General features: G+C 61.7%; 12 protein-coding genes and 2 pseudogenes. 8 read left to right on the forward strand and 6 right to left on the reverse strand.

Translation table 11 applies throughout. The features are described from left to right. Nucleotides 1-289: 289 nt before the first annotated feature. The 3 genes from AB0L63_RS23575 to AB0L63_RS23585 are packed head-to-tail and all read right to left on the reverse strand — an operon-like array spanning nucleotide 290 to nucleotide 3,770. Nucleotides 290-1,510 (reverse strand): lipase family protein, encoded by a 1,221-nt coding sequence (locus tag AB0L63_RS23575; protein WP_364504658.1) that lies wholly within the window; start codon nucleotides 1,508-1,510, stop codon nucleotides 290-292. A gap of 37 nt (nucleotides 1,511-1,547) precedes the next feature. After that, nucleotides 1,548-2,888, reverse strand: a complete 1,341-nt coding sequence (locus AB0L63_RS23580; RefSeq protein WP_364504660.1) for an MFS transporter — start codon at nucleotides 2,886-2,888, stop codon at nucleotides 1,548-1,550. 9 nt (nucleotides 2,889-2,897) lie between these two features. Beyond that, complete coding sequence (locus AB0L63_RS23585) at nucleotides 2,898-3,770, reverse strand: SDR family NAD(P)-dependent oxidoreductase (RefSeq protein WP_364504662.1); 873 nt, start codon at nucleotides 3,768-3,770, stop codon at nucleotides 2,898-2,900. A gap of 222 nt (nucleotides 3,771-3,992) precedes the next feature. On the opposite strand from AB0L63_RS23585, the gene AB0L63_RS23590 reads away from it, so the two are divergent. From AB0L63_RS23590 to AB0L63_RS23615, 6 genes and pseudogenes are all read left to right on the forward strand, one after another. Continuing rightward, nucleotides 3,993-4,622 (forward strand): TetR/AcrR family transcriptional regulator, encoded by a 630-nt coding sequence (locus AB0L63_RS23590; RefSeq protein WP_364504664.1) that lies wholly within the window; start codon nucleotides 3,993-3,995, stop codon nucleotides 4,620-4,622. Between the two features lie 833 nt (nucleotides 4,623-5,455). Beyond that, entirely contained in the window at nucleotides 5,456-5,854 is a 399-nt protein-coding gene (locus tag AB0L63_RS23595; protein ID WP_364504666.1) for a hypothetical protein, read from the forward strand. Between the two features lie 5 nt (nucleotides 5,855-5,859). Further along, nucleotides 5,860-6,531, forward strand: coding sequence for a TetR family transcriptional regulator (locus tag AB0L63_RS23600; protein WP_364504668.1), 672 nt, complete (start codon nucleotides 5,860-5,862; stop codon nucleotides 6,529-6,531). Nucleotides 6,532-6,772: 241 nt separating this feature from the next. Beyond that, nucleotides 6,773-7,702: an ADP-ribosylglycohydrolase family protein gene (locus tag AB0L63_RS23605; RefSeq protein WP_364504670.1), complete on the forward strand. Its 930-nt coding sequence runs from the start codon at nucleotides 6,773-6,775 to the stop codon at nucleotides 7,700-7,702. A 1,077-nt stretch (nucleotides 7,703-8,779) separates the two neighbouring features. Continuing rightward, nucleotides 8,780-9,394, forward strand: a pseudogene (locus tag AB0L63_RS23610) (zinc-ribbon domain-containing protein); the annotation flags it as partial. Nucleotides 9,395-9,424: 30 nt separating this feature from the next. After that, entirely contained in the window at nucleotides 9,425-13,663 is a 4,239-nt protein-coding gene (locus AB0L63_RS23615; protein WP_364504783.1) for a zinc-ribbon domain-containing protein, read from the forward strand. 142 nt (nucleotides 13,664-13,805) lie between these two features. On the opposite strand, the gene AB0L63_RS23620 is transcribed toward AB0L63_RS23615, so the two are convergent. Together AB0L63_RS23620 and AB0L63_RS23625 are read right to left on the reverse strand one after the other, a co-directional pair. Then, complete coding sequence (locus AB0L63_RS23620) at nucleotides 13,806-15,392, reverse strand: hypothetical protein (protein ID WP_364504672.1); 1,587 nt, start codon at nucleotides 15,390-15,392, stop codon at nucleotides 13,806-13,808. After that, complete coding sequence (locus tag AB0L63_RS23625) at nucleotides 15,355-15,960, reverse strand: hypothetical protein (RefSeq protein WP_364504674.1); 606 nt, start codon at nucleotides 15,958-15,960, stop codon at nucleotides 15,355-15,357. Before AB0L63_RS23625 ends, AB0L63_RS23620 begins: the two co-directional genes overlap by 38 nt. 449 nt (nucleotides 15,961-16,409) lie before the next feature. Here AB0L63_RS23625 and AB0L63_RS23630 point away from each other — a divergent pair. After that, nucleotides 16,410-17,719: pseudogene (locus AB0L63_RS23630) on the forward strand (IS256 family transposase). An 82-nt stretch (nucleotides 17,720-17,801) separates the two neighbouring features. After that, the gene (locus tag AB0L63_RS23635) at nucleotides 17,802-18,350 is read left to right on the forward strand and encodes an Imm21 family immunity protein (RefSeq protein ID WP_364504676.1); all 549 of its coding nucleotides are present in this window, start codon (nucleotides 17,802-17,804) and stop codon (nucleotides 18,348-18,350) included. Here the strand turns inward: AB0L63_RS23635 and AB0L63_RS23640 are convergent. Continuing rightward, a complete protein-coding gene (locus AB0L63_RS23640) occupies nucleotides 18,319-19,860 on the reverse strand; it encodes a helix-turn-helix transcriptional regulator (RefSeq protein WP_364504678.1) in 1,542 nt (513 codons plus the stop codon). The two genes, AB0L63_RS23635 and AB0L63_RS23640, sit on opposite strands and share 32 nt — an antisense overlap. Nucleotides 19,861-19,895: the final 35 nt, after the last annotated feature.

A 19,895-nucleotide genomic window follows, 5' to 3' on the forward strand; every position in this document is an offset into this window, starting at 1 on the left:
GAACGAGTTGCGGAGCATTTTCGTCCGCAACCAGCGCGCGCTGTGATGCACACTACGTCAGGTATACGAATGTTTTGAAGTTTTTCGATTAATTATTTTCCGAGTTCAATTCTTTCGAGCAGCAACTGTCGCCGGACACAAAGAAGTCGCCGACCAGGCGTTTCTGGTCAACGAAAGGTGACGCGGACCGCCATGGTCCGCGCATGCAGAATCAAATCGGCACATTTACGAGAAAGTCTGAATAAATGGCTCCGACCCGGATTTATTCAATTGCGTGTCAGCGGCTCTTTCAGAATGATCCCGTCACAGGTCGTGTGATATCCAGGTTTTCCACCGGTCGTTCACCGGTGAATCGGTCTCGCAGAAAGGCCTGGGCGTCGGATTGTCGCGCGGTCGCCTCCAGGGCGTGTTCACCGATCGGGTCGCGCAGGGTAATGATGGGCGTGCCGCCGCGCCGCCAAGTATCCACCAGCTCGTCGTCCATCCCGACCGGCACGATTTCGTCGGAATCGGAGTGATAGTCGTAGATCGGAATCGTCGGTGCGACTGCGCCGAGCGAGTTGGCGCGCAAGGTGTCGCCGAAGGCGGTGTCCCGGTAGGACGCGTGACCGATGATGTCGGCCAAGGCGCGGAAGGGGAAGCGGGCCAACAGTTCCAGCACGCAGGAGTCTGCGGCCGCGGCCAGGTCCGCGTGGCCCCGATCGTCGAGCAGGGCGTCGATATCCGCTTCGGGAAATTCCCGCCGGTAGGCGACCAGCGCGCCGAAGAGGAAGCCGGAGAACGGGCCGCCGTCGATGTGATCGACGAGAGCGGGCAGGTCGGCAGGCGCGCCACCCATCGCCGCGCCGACGATGTTCAACTCCGGAGCGTAGGACGGCTGCAGTTGCGCCGCCCAACCCGTGGCGGCCGAGCCCCCCGAGTAGCCGTCCAGCGCCCAGGCCGCGTCGGGCCCGATATCGGCCGGTGCGAATTGCCCGGCCGCGCGCATTCCGTCGAGCACGGCGTGACCGGACCGCGGCCCCGCGAGGAAGGCCGATTTCGGTCCCTCGAAATCGGGCACGGCCACGATCCAGCCCGCGGCCAGCATCGGGTCGATCTGCTGTCCGGATTGCAGTGTGTTCGTGGCAATTCCGTATGACGGTGCGCATCGGGTTCCGGTGGCATCCTCCGGGATCTGTTCGGAGATGACCGGGCGCGGTCCGCCACCGGTCCACGGCACCAGCGGCACGATGACGGTGGTGACCGCCAGTTCCGGCACGCCGTGTGAGTCGGTGGTCCGGTACGACAGCTGCCAGGCGCGCACCGGGGTCGGGAATCGGGCGGTGAATTCGCGGCCGGATATGGGTTGGCCGTTTCGATACCCGCTCAGGTCGGCGGGTGTGGTGTAGAACGGATCATGGTCGGGCACAACGGCTCCCGCGGGAAACAGCGTGGGATCGGCCGACGCCGATGCTGCCGGCGCGGCCGCGGCGGCCACCAGCGCGGTTGCGACCGCGAATCGTATGAGCATCAATTGCTTTACTCCGAAACTTCTTTCGATGTGATGGTCAGCGGACGCCCTTGATCGGCAACACGGCCAGGGCGCCGAGCAACGCCACCACCGCCGCGGTCGGATACAGGGCGCCGTAACTGCCGAAGAGGTGCACGATAGTGGCGGCGATGATCGGGGCCACCCCACCGGGCAGGGTGGCGGCGATATTGAGGATCCCAAGATCCTTGGCGGAATTCTCCTGTGCGGGTAGGACTTCCGAGACCAGCGCTTGGTCGACCGCGGTGAACGCCCCGAAACCGATGGTCGCGACGACGCCCTGAGCGAACAGGCTCGCGGTGGCCGGCACCAGCCAGGGAATCAATGCCGAGGCGGCAATGGTCAGGCCGCCGAACAGCACTAGCGGCTTGCGACGGCCGACGCGATCCGAATACGGCCCCGCTACCAGAATCGCGATGAGGAATCCGGGCAATGCGACCGCGCCGATCAGCGGAATGATCTTCGCGGCTTCGGCCGTACTCAGCCCGATATAGCCCTGCGCCAGATATAGCTGATAGCTGAGCAACATGAAATAGCCGCCGAAGATGAGGATTCGCCCGAGAAACGACCACCCGAAATCGGGATAACGACGCGGGTTGATCCAGAACGACGTCGCGAATGTTCGCGCCGCGAACGCCTCCCGTGGCACACCGCGATTGTCCGATTCCGGGTTCCACACGATAAACGCCGTGACTATCACCAGGATGATCGCGGCCACCACGCCGTATCCAAGGAAGATCCGGTCGATGAAGGCCGAGGCAAGAAAGGGCCCGAGAATAGCGGCGGTGATCGAGCCCAACCCGGCAAGCGTGGAGTATCGGCCGCGCAGCCGATTCGGAATCCGGTCGGGCAGGATCGCCGAGAGCGGGCCCGACAGCGCATTGAATCCGAACTGAACGATCATCGCCGCGACCACGAGCACGGCGATGCTCCTCGACAGGCCCGCGGTGATCATGCCCGCCGATCCGATCAACGCGCCGATGAGCATCCACGGGGCTCGCGCACCCATACGAGTGCGGGTGCGGTCCGATACGACGCCGATCAACGGCTGCGTGACCACCGCAGCCATCGCGCCGGCCACGTTCACGATGGCCAGATTTGCGACCTTGGCGGCGTCGTCTATCGCCTGCACCTGCAGTGCCATGAAGTAGGCGGTCACCGCGAAGCCCAGTTGCGGTGCGGCGCTGGCGAACGGCACCGAGGTCAGCAGCCGCCGCAGTCGGCGATCGATCCGCACGCTGACCTCCGGGCCGGGCAGCGCGGCGCAGTCGGCCGGGTCCGGTGAGTTCATATCCGGCCCGATCGGGACCGCCCGACCGGCAGCACTCGGCTCGCGGGTCGGGGTCTGTGACTCGTCCATCGCAATGGCCTACGCACCGGCGGCAGGCCGCGATCCGGCACTCTCCGGGTAGGGGTCACCGGGATGGCCGAGGGCATCATCGGCCAGACGCCACAGCTGCTCGACCTGATCGCGGAACTGGTCGCGTGTGTATTCGGGCAGGGCGAAAACGATCGGTTCTGCGGTCAGAATGCCCTCGACCGCGAGGCGGGCGACCTCCTCGGGCGCGATTGCCATCGGGATGACACCGGTACCGAACGGCTCGGCGCCACGGCGGCCGAACGTCTCGGGCCGGTTGCGCTGCGAGTCGAGAATGCCGGTCGCCGCCTGACCTGGGCACAGCACGGTGACACCGATACCGTCGTCGGCCAGCTCAGGGCGCAAGCCGAGCGAGATGCCGAGCACCGCATGCTTGGTGGCGCTGTAGAGAGCGGTGTGTGCCGTATCCGGCAGGAAGGCATGGGTGGACGCGGTATTCATCACATGCCGCCAACCGCTCGCCGCGCGCATCGCGGGCAGGAAGGCGTGCAGGCAGTTCAGCATGCCTTCGACATTCACCGACGCCAGCCACCGCCAGTCACCGATCGATGCGTCAGCGACCGCGCCGAACAGCAGCACCCCCGCGTTGTTACACAGCAGCTCGATCGAGCCGAACTCGGCAAGGCTGGTGTCGGCAAGGGCCGCGACCGAATCCGGATCGGACACATCGACTTCGACGCCGATCACACGCATGCCGCGCGCCCGCAATTCGACTGCCGTGCGCTGCACTCCTTCGGCGTCGATATCGGCAAGCACCACCGACATACCGCGGGCGCCGAGTTCGGTCGCGAGCGCCGCACCGATGCCACCGGCAGCGCCGGTGACCACGGCCGTTCGACCGGCCAATAGTTGAGATTCGGGCATAGCGGTCCTTCCGACTTCGCTCACCGCACGGTGGCATACTGACTCGTCAGTCGGTGAGCTTAGCGCTGCAACCCCGCCTAGTCGAGAGTGCGAATACGGCTCATTTCAGCGCACACTCACAGGGCGTGGATGCGCCGTCGTTGAGCTGAGTGACTGACCAGTAGGCTGGCCAAAAGGTGTGTAACAGTGAAAGGCCGATGGGCCGGGCGGGAAGGTTGGTGGATGGCCAGGACGCGAGATGCCGAGCAATCCGGGGCTGCTCGGCGCGCCAAGATCATCGCCGCGGCCGGGACGCTGTTCGCCGACCGCGGCTACCGCGGCACATCGCTCGAGGCGGTGGCGACTGCCGCCGGAATCACTCGCCCCGGCCTCCTGCACCACTTCTCCAGCAAGGAGACACTGCTGACGGCGGTCCTCGCCGAGTTGGACCTGCAGGCGTTCGAAGAGGTCGACGTCGATCGCGACTACCAGGGTCCGGCCGTCCACCGTGCACTGGACATCGTCGACGAGCTGGCCGTGCGCAGCCAGAAGCACCGGGAGCTGACTCGACTCGGCCAGTTCGTGCTGTCCGGTTCCGGCGATACACCGCAGCTGGCACGCGACTGGTCGGTACAGCGGGTGCAGACGTTCCGAGACCACCTTGGCCAAGTCGTCGACCAGGGCATCGAGGCCGGTGAGGTTCGAGCCGATGCGGACAGCACCGCGATCGCATTGGTCGTCATCGGGGCGATGACGGGTCTCGCGGAGCTGTGGTTGCAAGACGAATCCATCGACATGGCGGGCGCAATGCGAGCACTGACCGACATGCTCCGACGCGACCTCGTCGGCCCGGCAGAGCACACGCACAGTTAACTGACGATCACCGCAGCCACGCATGATCGAGCCACCCGAAACCCGCGCCGCGCAGGTCGCTCCCCGCTGCCCCCGAATCGACATCGCGACACCCTGCAGACTGGCTCGACCCGCTCCTCCGAGGCACGGGGTCGGGAGTGTTACGAACCCCCTTCACCCAATACCCCAGTCCCGCTTCACCCTCCGATCTGACCACATCGGTGGGACTCCCAAAAAGCACTGGCACACAGGGGAACCACGCATGCCCAATCGAAGGGGCCCACCCCCAGGGAAGAACACCGACACCACCATCAACACCAGGACAGGTCAACCCACGTCCCCGTTGACATGCCAGTCAACATAATCCTTTGACGAAGAAAGCCGCAGATCCGCGCGAACAAGCGCTGACCTGCGGCTCTACTGCACTACCTCTGTGGGCGAAGGGGGACTCGAACCCCTGACCCCCCACAAAGAGGTTCATGAGACTCATCGGTCCGGCGAGGCGCCGACATTTGGCAGCGCCCCCAACGAACACCCCGCGAAGGTAACGAAGTCAGCCACGCCGGCAGGCCATGTTCCCCTACGAATTATGTTCAGCCACAACAGAATACAACGCATCATCAGAAACGTGGGTCAGAACAGAATTGCCCGCGCTACGCGGTCCCGATGCCGAGTCGGCGAAAGCGACGGTGCCGCCGAGCTGACCGGTGACGGTCAAGTATCGGATGCCGATGCCATGGTGAGTGGGTGCAGACTTTGGCGCTCAACGTGTTGCGCTGCTCATACTTGAACACGTTCAAGAAATGACTTAGTCTCGCAGTTGAACACGTTCAAATCTGCAGGGAGCTGGGATAATGGATCTTGTCGTCGTCACATATGCGACCTACACGACCGTCAGTTTGGTGGTCACGTTCTGGGTGGCGCGGGTCTTGCATCGCACCGGCGCACGGTTCCTGGTGGATGTCATGAATGGAGACAGCGACCTCGCCGAAGCCGTGAATCATCTGCTGGTCGTCGGGTTCTGGCTCGTCAACGCAGGCTTCGTGGCACTGGCCTTGCGCATCAGCGTCCCAGTCGGCGACGCGCGCGTCGCAATCGAGGAACTCGCCATGAAACTCGGCAAGGTCCTGCTCGTACTCGGCGCCATGCACTTCGCAAACCTGGTCGCTCTGAACAAGATCCGCCGCAGCCGGCACAAGGAGCAGCAGGCCGGTGTCCCCCCGGCTCCGGTCGACGCCGCGCAGCTAGCCTGAGCCCCATGCCCCGCCCCGAGCCCGCGACCGCGCGCGGCGAGGAAACTCGCCAGCAGATCATCGACGCCGCCCTGCGCCTGTTCGAGCAGAACGGCTTTACGAAGACCACCATGCGCGCGATCGCGGGCGAAGCCGGTGTCAGCGTCGGCAACGCCTACTACTACTTCGCATCCAAGGAACACCTGGTTCAGGGTTTCTACCAGCACATCCAGGCCCTGCACCAACAGCGGGTCGAGCAGGGTCCCCGCAGCGACTCCCTCGCCGCCCGATGGCAGGCGATGGAACTGGCCTTCGTCGACGTAGCCGCGTCCTACCACGAGTTCGGCGGCAAATTCTTCGCCATCGCCGCCGAACCCACCAGCCCGCTCAGCCCATTCAGCGACGAAAGCCGACCCGCCCGACAGACATCCACCGCCATCATGAGCGACCTGGTCATCGGCACGGATGTCAACGGTGACAAGCGGCTGATGGCCGAGCTACCGAATCTGTTGTGGCTGGCCCACATGGGCATCGTCCTGTTCTGGGTCCACGACCGCAGCCCCGACCAGGAACGCACCCGACTGTTGATCCGCCGAACCGCCCCACTGGTCGAACGCATCGTGGCACTGTCGAGACTCCGTCCACTGCGCCCGGTCCTATACCCGGCGCTGGATCTCATCCAGGACCTCAGCAACTAATCAGGCACACCGCCGACGAAGGCATCAACCCCATCGCTGAAGCAACGGCCATCCCATACCGAAACCCAAGCACACAAACGTATCTGCGGACCACAGATTATCCGGCCAGCGCCGGGAGATGGAAGATCAAGTCGCCGTGCCGATCCGACGCCCGGCGGGACGTCCGCTACTGCCGAATATGGGATGGTCATCGTCCCTGAATGTTGCGGTAGATGTCTTTTGTTGGCAGGATCGTCTGAGCATGCCGAACACCGACACCGCGTATGACAGCCTCGAGGGTTTGTCCGTTGGTGATGCGCTGGGTGCACAGTTCTTTGTTCCCGGTCGCTCCGTACCTGACCTTCGCGCCGGGCGACCGCCAGCGCCCCCGTGGCAATGGACCGACGACACCGAGATGGCCTGTTCGGTGTATTCGGAAGTCCGCGACCGTGGCCATATCGACCGCGACGTGCTCGCGGCCGTGTTCGCTGATCGATGTGAGCCCTATCGTGGCTACGGCGCGGGCACAGTCGTTGTGCTGCACGAGATTCGCGACGGCCGCCCCTGGGTCGACGCGGCAGGTGCTGTTTTCGGCGGCCGCGGATCGTGGGGAAACGGTGCTGCGATGCGGGTCGCCCCGCTCGGGGCGTATTTCGCCGGAGATCTGGATCGAGCAGCGGCGCAGGCTGCGCTTTCCGCCGAGGTTACCCACCGGCACCCGGAAGCGATCGTTGGCGCCATGGCGGTTGCCGTCGCCGCCAGCTACGCGGCAGCGGCCCGTGGAAAAGATTGTGCGCCCGATGAATTACTGGATGCGGTGGAGCCGTATCTGGTCGATGGTCGGACCGCGGAAGGTGTCCGTCGCGCTCGAAAATTATTCCGCCGATCCGCGGCCGAAGCTGCCTACGAACTCGGCAACGGCGCCCAAGTCAGCGCGCAGGATACGGTGCCGTTCACGCTGTGGGCGGCTGCGAGCTTCCTCGGCGACTATCCGGCTGCCGTCACCGCGTGTGTCGAAGCGGGCGGGGATGCGGACACCACGGCCGCGATTGTCGGTGGAATCGTGGCAGCGCATACGGGGGTCGGCTGCCGAGGCTCGACACGCGGAATACCGGAGGAGTGGCTGGCGGCGCGCGAGTCTCTTCCCGCATGGGCGACGGATCGACACCGATCATCAGCGAACTCACTGTAAGCCGATTACAGGATGTGTCGAGCCATCCCTGGCTGATTACCGCCGTGTGCGGTTGGGCTGAGGCCCAGGTGCGGATCGCTGCCACCCACTCCCGCCTCGGGGCGAGGATTTCCGGGCCCCGAACCAATGTGTCAGGCGAGTGGGTCCGGTTCGGTCTCCTCGGGGCTAGCGACCATCGCCGTGATCATCCCGCGGGCGTTGACCTTCCCCCCGTGGGCTATAGCCCAGGCTCTGATCGCGGCGCTCTGTTCCGGATTGATGCGCTGCGTCCAGCAGCCACGCCGCACGCTTTCAGCGCCCATTCTGTGTGCGGTGAGAAGCCGGGAGAGCTCTTGAAACTGGGTCGGTGTCACGAAGACCAGGTAGAGTCGACAGCACCGTAACCCAGCGGCACAGGCTGGAAAACCTGCCCGAATACGGCCCGCGCATCGCTCACCGCACCGCCGACGCCCAGCCTTACAACGAAGCCTCGTTCGACCCCTGCGACCCGAATATCACCCGGATCCTCACGCTGGACCGCAACCGGCGAAAACCGGCCATAACCAACATCATTGGATCCGGAGCAGCACCCCATGACCTGCCACTCGGCAAAGATGATGAGATCGAGATCCTCCTAACCGATAGCGACTGATCTCGATCAACTCGCCTACTTAGAGCAGTCGATTTCGTTTGTCGCGACCATCTCTGTGGTCGTGATGCAGATCCGCAGGGCCGCAGTGCTACTCGGTTCCATCGAGACGATCACGATGCCCAATCCGAGAGAGCCTTAGGCAGAATCCGTCCCAGAATCGCCGTCGCTCGAATCTGTCACACCAGAGCAATATGGTTCCGCGTGTGGCACACAGTGGTGAGCTTCTGGCACTCAACAGCTGATCTTCCGCAACTGCTGGCGACCTTCGGCCAAGGGGCGGGTGGTCGCCACGCACGCGTGGGGGTGTGTTCACTGGCCTGTGCCCGCTTTTCGAGATGTGTTACCAATATCGTTCAGCTCCAATAGATCTCATTCCCTAGGCGTCACGCAGTGCCCACATGCGATCTGTTATCGCCTGCGGATCTGCGGGCAAGAAACGGACAACGATGGCAGCACGAGGTTCACTCTTGGCGGATTTTCCCGAGGTAGCCGCTGAGTGGGACTACGACAAGAACGAGCAGAGTCCAGGCGAGGTCTCGTCCGGAAGCAACCTAAACGCGCATTGGAAGTGTCAAGTGCGCGGACACGAGTGGCAGGCGACGGTAGTGAACCGTACGCGCAAGGGCTATGGCTGCCCGATTTGCAGTGGCAGGAAGATCTTGGCTGGCGACAACGATCTCGCAACCCGGTACCCGCAGCTCGGTTCTGAGTGGGATCACGAGGCAAACGGCGATCTCACACCCGATCAGGTAGCTCCTGGCTCGGGCAAGAAGGTGCACTGGAAGTGTCGCGCCCATGGGCATCGGTGGGTGGCGAGCCCCAACAGTCGTACCACCAGCGGCACCGGATGCCCTGTGTGCGCAGGTAATGTGGCGAGCCCGGGATTCAACGACCTTGCTTCGCGTTCTCCGGAGATCGCTGCGGAGTGGGATCCCGACGCCAACGGAGAGCTCACGCCTGAGCAGGTCACGCCCTCGTCAGGCAAGAAAGTGTGGTGGCGGTGCACTCCGCGGGGCCACTCATGGATAGCGACGATCGCAAGCCGAACCAGCGGCACCGGGTGCCCTGTATGCGCGGGCAAGGCGCTGGGAGTGGGGTTCAATGATCTGTCTTCGCAGGCTCCACTGATCGCTGCGGAATGGGATTACGACAAGAACCAGGGACGAACCCCCGATCAGGTCACCATTGGGAGCCGATCGACCGCTCACTGGAAATGCTCAGCGCATGGGCACGAGTGGGAGGCGCCTATCGCAAACCGAACTCGCAAAAAGGCCCCGACCGGGTGTCCAATCTGTAGCGGCAAGGTCGTCTTAGCAGGGTTCAACGATCTCGCTTCTCTGTTCCCGGCGGTCGCTGCCGAGTGGGATCCTGACCGCAACGAGGATCTGACACCCGGTCAAGTCACGCCGGGAAGCAGCAGGAAGGTGCATTGGCGGTGTCATCAAGGACACCGGTGGGAGGCTGTGATCTCCAAGCGCACTCAGAAGAACGCGCACGGATGCCCCTTTTGTTCGAACCAGCAGGTCAAAGCCGAATACAACGATTTGGAATCTCAGGATCCAGCTGTCGCTGCGGAGTGGGATTACGAGCGCAACGGCGACCTGACACCGGACCAGGTGGGGGTAGGAAGTAACAAGAAGGTTCACTGGTTGTGTGCGGCGTATGGACACGAGTGGGAGGCAAAGATCTCCGAGCGAACTCGTGGGGGAACGGGCTGTCCGGTCTGCTCGAACAACAAGGTGCTGGCCGGATTCAACGACTTGCTCTCGCAGTCACCGGAGCTGGCACGGGAGTGGGACTTCGACCGCAACGGTGACCTGACACCGGATCACATCACCGCGGGAAGCAACAAGAAGGTTTTTTGGGTCTGCCGCAACAGTGGTCATTCGTGGTCCGCTGAAGTAGCGAAGCGGGCTAACGGCAATGGCTGTCCGGTGTGTTCAGGCAGAACGGTCCGCGCGGGAGTCAACGACCTTGCCACAACCGATCCCAATGTCGCCTCGCAATGGGATCACGCGGCGAACTATCCTCTGCGCCCCGATGAAGTTACCGCCAACAGCAACAAGAAGGTGTCTTGGATCGGGACGTGCGGGCATCGGTGGAAGGCAATCGTCGCAGGTCGAACCGCAGGCAGCGGCTGCGCGATCTGCGCCAACCAGCAGGTCGAGGCCGGCTTCAACGACTTGGGTACCCGTCGTCCTGACATCGCTGTGGAGTGGGATCACGACCGTAACGGTGACCTGACGCCTGAACAGGTTGTTCCCGGCAGCAACAAGAGTGTGCATTGGTGGTGCAGTAAAGCCGGACATCAGTGGGAGGCGTCGATCGTCAGTCGAACCAGCATGGGCACCGGGTGCCCGTTCTGTTCGGGTCGTCGTGCGATTGCTGGTGTCAACGATCTGGCATCGCAGTGTCCCGAGATTGCCGCGGAGTGGGACTTCACCAGGAACGCGCCGCTGACGCCTAGGCAGGTTGCCGCACGATCGGATCGCACGGTGTTTTGGCTGTGCCCGAACGGACACAGCTACCAGATGCGGGTCGAATGGCGGACAAAAGCGGTACGGCCGTTGGGCTGCCACTGCGAGGCGAGGGTCTGGAGCGCTCGACGCCTTCAAGGATTCGTCGCAGATCTCATAGACCACACCGGTGCGATGACCCCGGCCATGCTGTACGTGGTTTGTCAGCAGGCCGGGGTATTGCAGTCCTCGAAAGCCGATGTGATCAGTGAGGTGTTGTCAGATCCTGTCGTTCTGAAGGAGCTGATCGATCAGCGCAGGACCCAACTTGAGCAGGACACACCAGCTATTGAAGAGCCTGAAGAACCGAGTGATTCGTCGGCGCTACCTGAGGATCAGAGCCTCGTTGTCCTGGATCCCACCGGGCAGATTCCAAGCGCGGCGCAGATCGCAACCGCAACGACGGGTGCAGCTGAAGACGCTACTCACGGTGAACAATCGGTAGATGGAACCGTGTCCCTTCCCCGCCTGAGCGTCGAGGATGTTCTGGGGGTCGGGGACAGGTTCTTCGCCAGTTTGGATGCCGAGGCCGCGGACTTCTTGACCGCTGCGGCGGCTGCCCAGATCTGGCGTATTGCGTACCGGCTGGACTCGGCGAGCATTTCCGATGGTGAACGGTGCCGGTTGCAGGCGGAGTTGGATAAGACGATCGCACCGCGCGAGGGGGAATACGCCGAGCGTATTCGTGAGAGGTTCCGCTCGGAGTATGAACAGGCGATCGCGCTTGCGGTGCCTGAGGATTGGTCGTTCCGTCCTGCCGGTGCCCGCGCGATCACTGCACCCAATCTGATGCAACGACACGTTGCCGCCCAGGTTCTGGCCCGTAAGCGTGTAGGCAACTGGTCCGGGCCGGGTGCGGGCAAGACCGTGTCGGCGATCCTGGCAGCAAGGTTATTGGAAGCGGGCCGAGGTGACGGACTCGTGCTGGTGATTTGCCCGAACAATGTAGTGGCCGGCTGGACGGCTGCGATCAGCAACTGCAACCCGCACGCGCGCATCGCAGCCAAGACACTCACTCCAGTGTGGGGCGAAGGTGCGGGTCCTCGGTGGCTGGTGCTGAACTTCGACCGACTGCCGGGCCACGAGGGCACCATCCGGGAACTGATAGCGGATCATCGCGTGGACATGCTGATCATCGACGAGGTGCATTACGTCAAGGAACGCGAGAACGTCGCTCCGTCGCTCCGTCGCGCGGTGCTGACCGGGATCGCTGTACACGCAGCGCAATCCAACCCCAATCTGGCCGTGTTGGGGATGTCTGCCACTCCGGTGGTCAACGACCTGCACGAAGCTCGCAGCTTGCTGGAATTGATTGAGGGGGTGAAGCTCGAGGATCTACCAACGACGAAGAATGTGCCGAACGCGATGCGCATTCATCAGTTTCTGGTGCGGGTTGGCTCGCGGTGGATACCTGACTACGCTGCCCATCTCGAGGCGATCACCGTACCCATCGACGTGAGCGAACGTCTCGAACAAGTACTCGCACTGGGCAATACACCCACTCCGGCGGCACTGGATCAGCTGCTGTTGACCGACAAGCTGGACGTCATTGTCGAAAGCTGCGATCGTAGTCGCAAGAGCTTGATCTACACCCAATTCGTCACCGATGTCGTGGAGCCATTGACGGACGCGTTGGAGAAGGCTGGACTGCGAGTCGGGCTGTTCACTGGTCACGAAAAGAACGGGTATCACCGATTTGTGGGCACGTGGCCCAACGGTGACCCGGTCGCCGCCGAGGATCAGGTCGATGTGCTCATCGGCTCCGAAGCCGTCGCCACCGGCGTAGACGGTCTGCAGCACGTGTGCGACACACTGATTTTCGCGACATTGCCGTGGACACATGCGAATTTCCAGCAGATCGTCGGTCGTATCCACCGGCAAGGGCAGAGCGCCGAGACTGTGAAAGTCATCATTCCCACAACATTCGCGACCCTCACCACGCCAGAAGGAGAATTCCAGCAATGGTCGTGGTGTGCTCAGCGTTGGGCGCGGGTTGAGATGAAAGAGACGTTGTCGGACTGCGCGGTCGATGGGGTGTTGCCCAAAGGTGTGCTGATCTCCCCGACCCAGGCCGCGCGGGCCTCGGTCCAATGGCTACGACGGCTCACCGAGTCAGGCCCCCGTTCCGCTGCGCGTGAACCTCTCGATCAGTTGTTGGGCGAGGACGTCGACCGCTTGAGCACGCCGGCGAAGCTCAGCCGCTTCAGTGATCTGTCAATGGTGCACGGCGCGTGGGCGTCGACGAATTCCACTGTCACACACAGCAGATTGACTGACAACCCGTCAGAGTGGCAGCGATATCACGACCTTTACACCCAAGCGCGCCGAAGTTGGGAGATTGTGCCCGCCTACATATTTGCCAACTGGCTCGACCAACGCCGCCGGCCGTGCATAGTCGCTGATCTCGGGTGCGGGCAAATGCTGCTCGCAGATCGGATCACGGTCGATCACACGATATTGCCGTTCGACCATGTGGCATTCGATGAGCGTGTGACCATCTGCGATATTGCTGAGGTCCCGCTGGATGACGCGTCGGTGGACATTGCGGTGTTGTGCCTGGCACTCATGGGAAAGAACCACCTCGACTATTTGCGCGAGGCCCACCGGATCCTGCCGGTCGATGGATACCTGTGGTTGTGTGAACCGACATCGAGCATCGGTGATGACCAACATCGACTCGGAAACGTTCTGGCGGAGTACGGTTTCGACCTGCATCGGATGCACATCGCAGGGCAGTTCACGTTTATACGCGCGATCAAGTCCGACCGCGCATCTGGGGATACGACCGCGAAGATCAAGTTGGGTTCCGCCTAATCTCGCAGTTCTCCGCAGCGCGAGGGCTTGCGTTCTATTTGCAGCGTATGGGCGATCGGATTCGGTCGCCCACACGCTTCCCATTCAGTAGTTAGCTGACTCTGCCTTCTTCGGTGCCACCATAGAACCACTGTATCGGCAACTAGGCATCTAGTATCGCGAGAACAGTCTTATGAGTACATCTGTGCGGCATTGCGTTGATCCAGAGTGGGACCAAAAACCGACGTGACCGCAGCGGCTCTGGGAGAAATACTTCCGCATCCTGCCACGATAGGTCCACGAGCTCTCGCCACGATTGAGTTGCATTTGGGAATACATCCAACACGTGACCCCCCTTGTCAATATTCCACAAGAGCAAGTCGTTAGTGACATCCGCTATCACCTCTTGATTGGAGATATAGCTGATCAGGAGCCAGTGATGTTCTAGGAGCTCACGAAGATTGCACCGCGCGGCAAGCAGGATTGCAGCCCACAAACAGTACGAACGATTCTGAAAACTCTCGGTTATCGTTTCCCTGTCTAATCCAATTAGCCATTCCGCCGTCTGCTGGATAGTATAGTACGGACTGGGGAGGCCAGAACCTTCGTCGGCATACATGGACAATAGACCATTGAGTAGACCAACGACCTCAGCTTCAGAAACCTGCTGCTGCTCTGACCGAAGCAAAGACGCAATGTAGTTGTACAGTAAAGGAGCGGAGACTTCACCAAAAATAGCCTTGTAACCTGATAGCTGCCCACTTTTTTCATCGAGAGCCACAGGATAGTTCGGTGTCACGTCCCGGATTCCGCAGTAGTTCAAGTATGCAGACATGTGACCGAGCAGTTCAGTACAGCGAAGCTTGTGCGTGAGCACGCCTTCAGAGAAGAACCCGTATTTGGATTCAACGAAATTGCCCGAGTCTGCCGCCACCTCATTGATGAGTTTGTTGTATACGACCTCTATCTCACCCAGAATCGTGGACTCAAGTGGCGCAATACGTCGATCGGATATTTCCCATTTGTGAGCAAAATGCAGGATGGTTACGAGCGTTAGTACCCATGCGTTCACTATCTCTATATAGTTCTGAGCTACGTACTTGTTCGTAAGGAGGTAGCCGCAAAGAACGCCCGCCGCCTGCAGCGCTTCGAACCTTTTCTGTTTCGACTTCTCTTTCGAATACGAGTCAAGCCAATTCTCCAGAAAAAGTTTGAATTCTTCCCTATTTAGAGTACTGTCACCGTTACGGCAGTAGATGTTGAGAAAGAGATTGAGGTCCTGAGGGTCGGCCGGGAAGAAGCTTCCATAGCCGTCAACAAATCGCGCAACCAACTCTTCTTTGTCGATGGTCTGAACAGCCATATGGCCGGATCGCTGCTGTACGTTCGAGTAGTCAACAATGGTCTGGGGGACCGTCCCGAGGAACGCGCCATTCGTAACTATATAGCATTTCCATTCTTTGGGAGGAGTGCGGAACGAGGAGTGGACAGGCGGCAGTTGAGTGAGATCGTTCACTTGGCCATTAATCTCGGCCCATTCTTTAGCCTTTACGTTTCCGCATTTCAATTGGAAGCAGCAGATCTCACCTTCGCGGTTCCGTGCAATTACATCCTTCCCCTGCTCATTGAGTCCACCCTGTGCACGCAGGACGGTGTAGCCTTCCTTAATGAGCAGCTGCACGAAGGGAGTGGTAAAGCTGAGTTCTTTGCAGCTAATCAACCAGCTTTCGACGAGCCTGTTCTGCATCATACTCCCCCTTCTTCTGGGCAAGAATTTCGTTCAATCGCCGCTCGATATCCTCATCATTATTAGCTTCTTCGATCAAAGCTCGATACTTCTCCGCCATACTCGGGTGTATGACAATAGTAGGCATCTGCGGGTTGCCAAACTTGTCAAACGTCAAGCTAATCTTGCTGATTGTTTCCAAAAATAGATCAACAGTCAGCGGCTTGCCGCCAGCATCGATAACGTTTCCCGTCTCTGTGGTGACCCGATCCAGCGCCATGTAACTCTGCTGCGCCTGCTGCGCGCCGAACTCCTTGGCCTTCTCTTCCAGAAGAGCACGCACATCATCCACTGTCATCTCGGCCATTTCCTCATGGGATATGGCGAATTCAACTGAGCCAACTTCATAGGCCATATGCCCGCGGTCTTCTTGGTTGTCCAGCGTGTTGTGAACGAGCTTCCGGCCCTCGTGCACGGAAAATCTTCGGACATCCCTGAGCGGACCGAGCTCCTCACGGGCTTTCTGCTCAAAGAACTTTAGTAGCATTTTTTCTACTTTGCTCTTCAGCTCGGGGTACAACGGAAATGCCACTACCGCAACCTCCAATCTTCTCTGCGCTACACCGGCCATGCGTACTTCACTATAAACCGAAGGTCTGACACAGTTTAGAAGCTAGTCTATGGATTGAAGTCAGGGCGCAAGCGTCCGAAAAATGCTAGAAGCTGGTTTCGAACAACATCGAACGGGTGCTGGCGCACCGGCACCCTCATCCGGCAAAGGTGAGCACTAACCGGTCTGCCGCTGTATCGAGAACTTCATGGCTCACTCGCAGACCGACAAGTCTCGATCATTCCCCCGCCCGGCATTCAGCCTTCAGTTTTACTTCCACCTGTTTGACGGTCAGGACCTCGCTCGCGAAGCCACTGTTGAGAAATGATCAAGAACTGTGGATGATGGGAAGGAAGCACCTTCCCGGATGATCTATCAGTCCGAAGTCTTGATCATGCCGGCGCGCCAACGCCGGTCGGGAAGGTACGTCCGTGCTTACGGTAGTTCAGAACGTCGTCGCTGCCGACGAGGAGGCCGGTTCGCCCCGGTCGGTGCTCGATGAGATTGTCCGCGACGGTGCCCGCCAGATGCTCGCCGCCGCGTTGAAGGCCGAGGTCGCCGCCTATATCGCCCAGTTCGCCGACCAGGTCGATGAGAACGGCCACCGCCTGGTGGTACGCAACGGTTATCACGCCGAACGGGAAATCGTCACCGCGGCGGGCGCGGTGACGGTGCGGGCGCCCCGGGTGAACGACAAGCGGGTCGATCCCGAATCCGGTGCGCGGCAACGGTTTTCCTCCGCGATCCTGCCAGCCTGGGCACGCAAGTCACCGGAGGTCACCGAGGTGTTGCCGCTGCTGTACCTGCATGGGCTGTCCACTGGCGATTTCGGTCCCGCCCTGGAACAGTTCCTCGGCTCCGGTGCCGGGTTGTCGGCGGCGTCGATCACCCGGCTCACCGCGTCGTGGCAGGACGAAGCCCGCGCCTTCTCCCAGCGAGATCTGTCGGGCACCGATTACGTGTACTTATGGGTCGACGGAATCCACACCAACGTGTGGCTCGAGCAGGAAAAACTGTGTCTGCTGGTGATGATCGGGGTGCGCGCCGACGGCCGCAAAGAACTCGTCGCGCTCACTGACGGCTACCGCGAGTCCACCGAATCATGGGCCGATCTGTTGCGCGATTGCCGCCGCCGCGGCATGACCGCTCCTGTGCTGGCGGTCGGGGACGGCGCGCTCGGGTTCTGGAAAGTCCTGCGGGATGTGTTCCCCGAAACCCGGGAACAACGCTGCTGGTTCCACAAATCTGCGAATGTTCTTGCCGCGCTGCCGAAATCGGCTCATCCCGGGGCAATCGCGGCCATGAAGGACATCTACATGGCCGAGGATATCGACAAAGCGCAGCTGGAAAAGCGTTCGAAATCGACTACGGCGCGAAGTATCCCAAGGTCGTTGCCAAAATCGCCGACGACCTCGACGTGCTGCTGGAGTTCTACAAATATCCGGCCGAGCACTGGATCCACCTGCGCACTACCAACCCGATCGAGTCGACCTTCGCGTCGGTTCGGCTGCGGACGAAAGTCACCAAGGGACCCGGCTCCCGCGCGGCCGGAATTGCCATGGCCTACAAGCTGATCGAAGCCGCCCAGGCCCGCTGGCGCAAGGTCAACGCCCCCGAACTGGTCGCGCTCGTCCGCAACGGCGCCCTGTTCCACAAGGGCAAACTGCTCGAACGCCCCCGCGATATCACACCCGAATCATCGCCCGACTCAGCCGAAACCACCGGAACGGAGGTCGCCTGAGACACAGGATCCAAGTAGTTGACAATTGCGGGCACAAGAAACCGAAAGACGAACGAACGAACGAACAAAAGAGTGAGCCGTCATGCCTTACACCTGGGTCGGGTCCGCCGGAGGCCCCCTGCTGATCGCCCCCGAATCAGAACTTGGTCACTGGGGCGGCGCATCCGACATGGACGGACCCGTAGAAACATGGGGTGACTACGGCCGAGCCTGCTCGGTCGAGGGATACATCGGGCTGGTCACGATCGGCTCTCAGCTGGCACTGGTCCTTGGAGACGAACCCGCCCGCACGACATATCTCCCAGCTGAGCGGACGTTCCTGCGATGGGCAGCGGCAGACTCCGAAGAAGAACTCGTCGCCGCAGCGCGGCAAGCACTACAAGAACACATCACATGGGATCAAGACGAAGACCTCGTCTGGGAAATACGAGAACCCGTCATGCTTTTCGACTCGGCCTGGCCGGGAGCTGAGATCGAACTCGACAACCAGCTCCGCATCGCCCTCGGTCCAGGGCGTTACCGAGTCCGGGCAACCAACATCAAGAACCCGAGCAACTGGATGATCCTCGTTCAGCTCCAGCCAACCGTCGGCAAGCACCTCAACGACACCACCCCGACGGAGGTCGCCTGAAACTTGCCGATCCACAGATTTTGACAATATCTCCCGCGCTGAATCTGGAGATTCCAATGGTGCCCCAGATCGACAGCGACGGACGCCTCACCACGACCGCCGCCGAACCAAAGGTAGGAAGTGAGCCGAGAATTGACGACTCGACCATAACTCGTTGAACTCCGATGCAGTCCCATCGTCCGGCCATGATGCATGGCGTGACCAAGCCGGCCAGTGTGGAGCGACCGAAGGCCAACTGCCCCAGCTGATCTGAGGCCGACAGTAACCGCGGCTCGCAGGTTATGGGCATCGCGGCGTTGTCAGAAATCGAGTCCGAGTATCGATGCGAGCTGTTCGGCGTCGGCTCGGACCGTCGCGCCTCCGCCTTCGACGAGGTCGGGTATCGCGGAGCGGCGAAGAGGGAGAATCCGAAGGTGTCGGGTGATTCCCGGTTTGCCTTCGACAGCAGGGTGACGGTAGCGAGAGGTTCGTCGCGCATGTGGTGTGCGCGTGCGGTTTCGGAGGTGTGGAAGCTGCGGCGGGTGGCGGAGGGCATCTTGTCCAGGTCGACCCGCGCGGCTTGTTGGATGGCGTAGCCGCTGTGCATGAGGTCGGCCTGGATGGTGATCATGTAGGCGTCGACCATCGCGCGACCGAAAATGAGCCACGGATGCACGTAGTCATCGCCCAGTGCCCGCGCGGCCCGGTCGGCCTCATCCCAAAGGCGAAGGGCGTCGCCCTCGCGGCCGATCTTGGCGTAGGACAGCGCCATTGCCAGGTGCAGCAGTCCCCACAGGGCCAGGTCCGGCCCTGCTTTGTCGGGGCTCAGGAGCGCGCACATCTGGTTGGCCAGTGCGACGCGGGCTTCGTGTTCCTCGCCCGCGTCGCGGTAGACGTGGTTGACGTACCAGGCCGCGGCGGCCATCGCGTGCGGGTCGTCGGCGTCCTGCGCCGCGGTCATGGCGCGATCGCCGGACATCAGCACCAGGGCCGCTGGCGGCTGGAACGACAGATACAGCTGGGTGAGGTGGTAGACCTGCGCCAGCAACGCCTGCACCCGGCGGCGATCCTTACCGTCGAGCTGCCGCACCGCAACACGGGTGTCGCACAACAAATTCGGCAGCAACGTCGCGACAGCCGAACGCTGGTGGGCCGCACCGTGCCACAGAACCCACGCCTGCTGCACACGCGCGGCGAGCGCCTCGGGTGACAGGTCGGCGTCGTCAGTGCTGGGCGTGACCGGGTAGGAGGCGAGGGCCTCGGTGACTTTGGGCAGGGCGGGGTGGGTCGCCTTCGCGTAGACCGAGCGGGCCAGGGGCTGTTCGCCCGTGAGCTGTGTCAGGTCGTTGAGGTCGAGGATTTCGGCCAGGCGGATGAGCATGGGCAGACGGGGCAGTTTCAGTCGGCCGGTCTCGAGGGATTTGACCCAGCTGCCCGAGCGGCCGGCGAGTTCGCCGAGCATGGGGCGGGTCATGCCTGCTTGGCGGCGCAGGCGCATCAGTCGGGGGCCGAATTCGTTGTCTTGCACCATGGCGATATCTCCGCACGGACCGCAATGGGATAGGG

It is taken from the genome of Nocardia sp. NPDC051990 (assembly GCF_040680755.1).
Taxonomy (GTDB): domain Bacteria; phylum Actinomycetota; class Actinomycetes; order Mycobacteriales; family Mycobacteriaceae; genus Nocardia.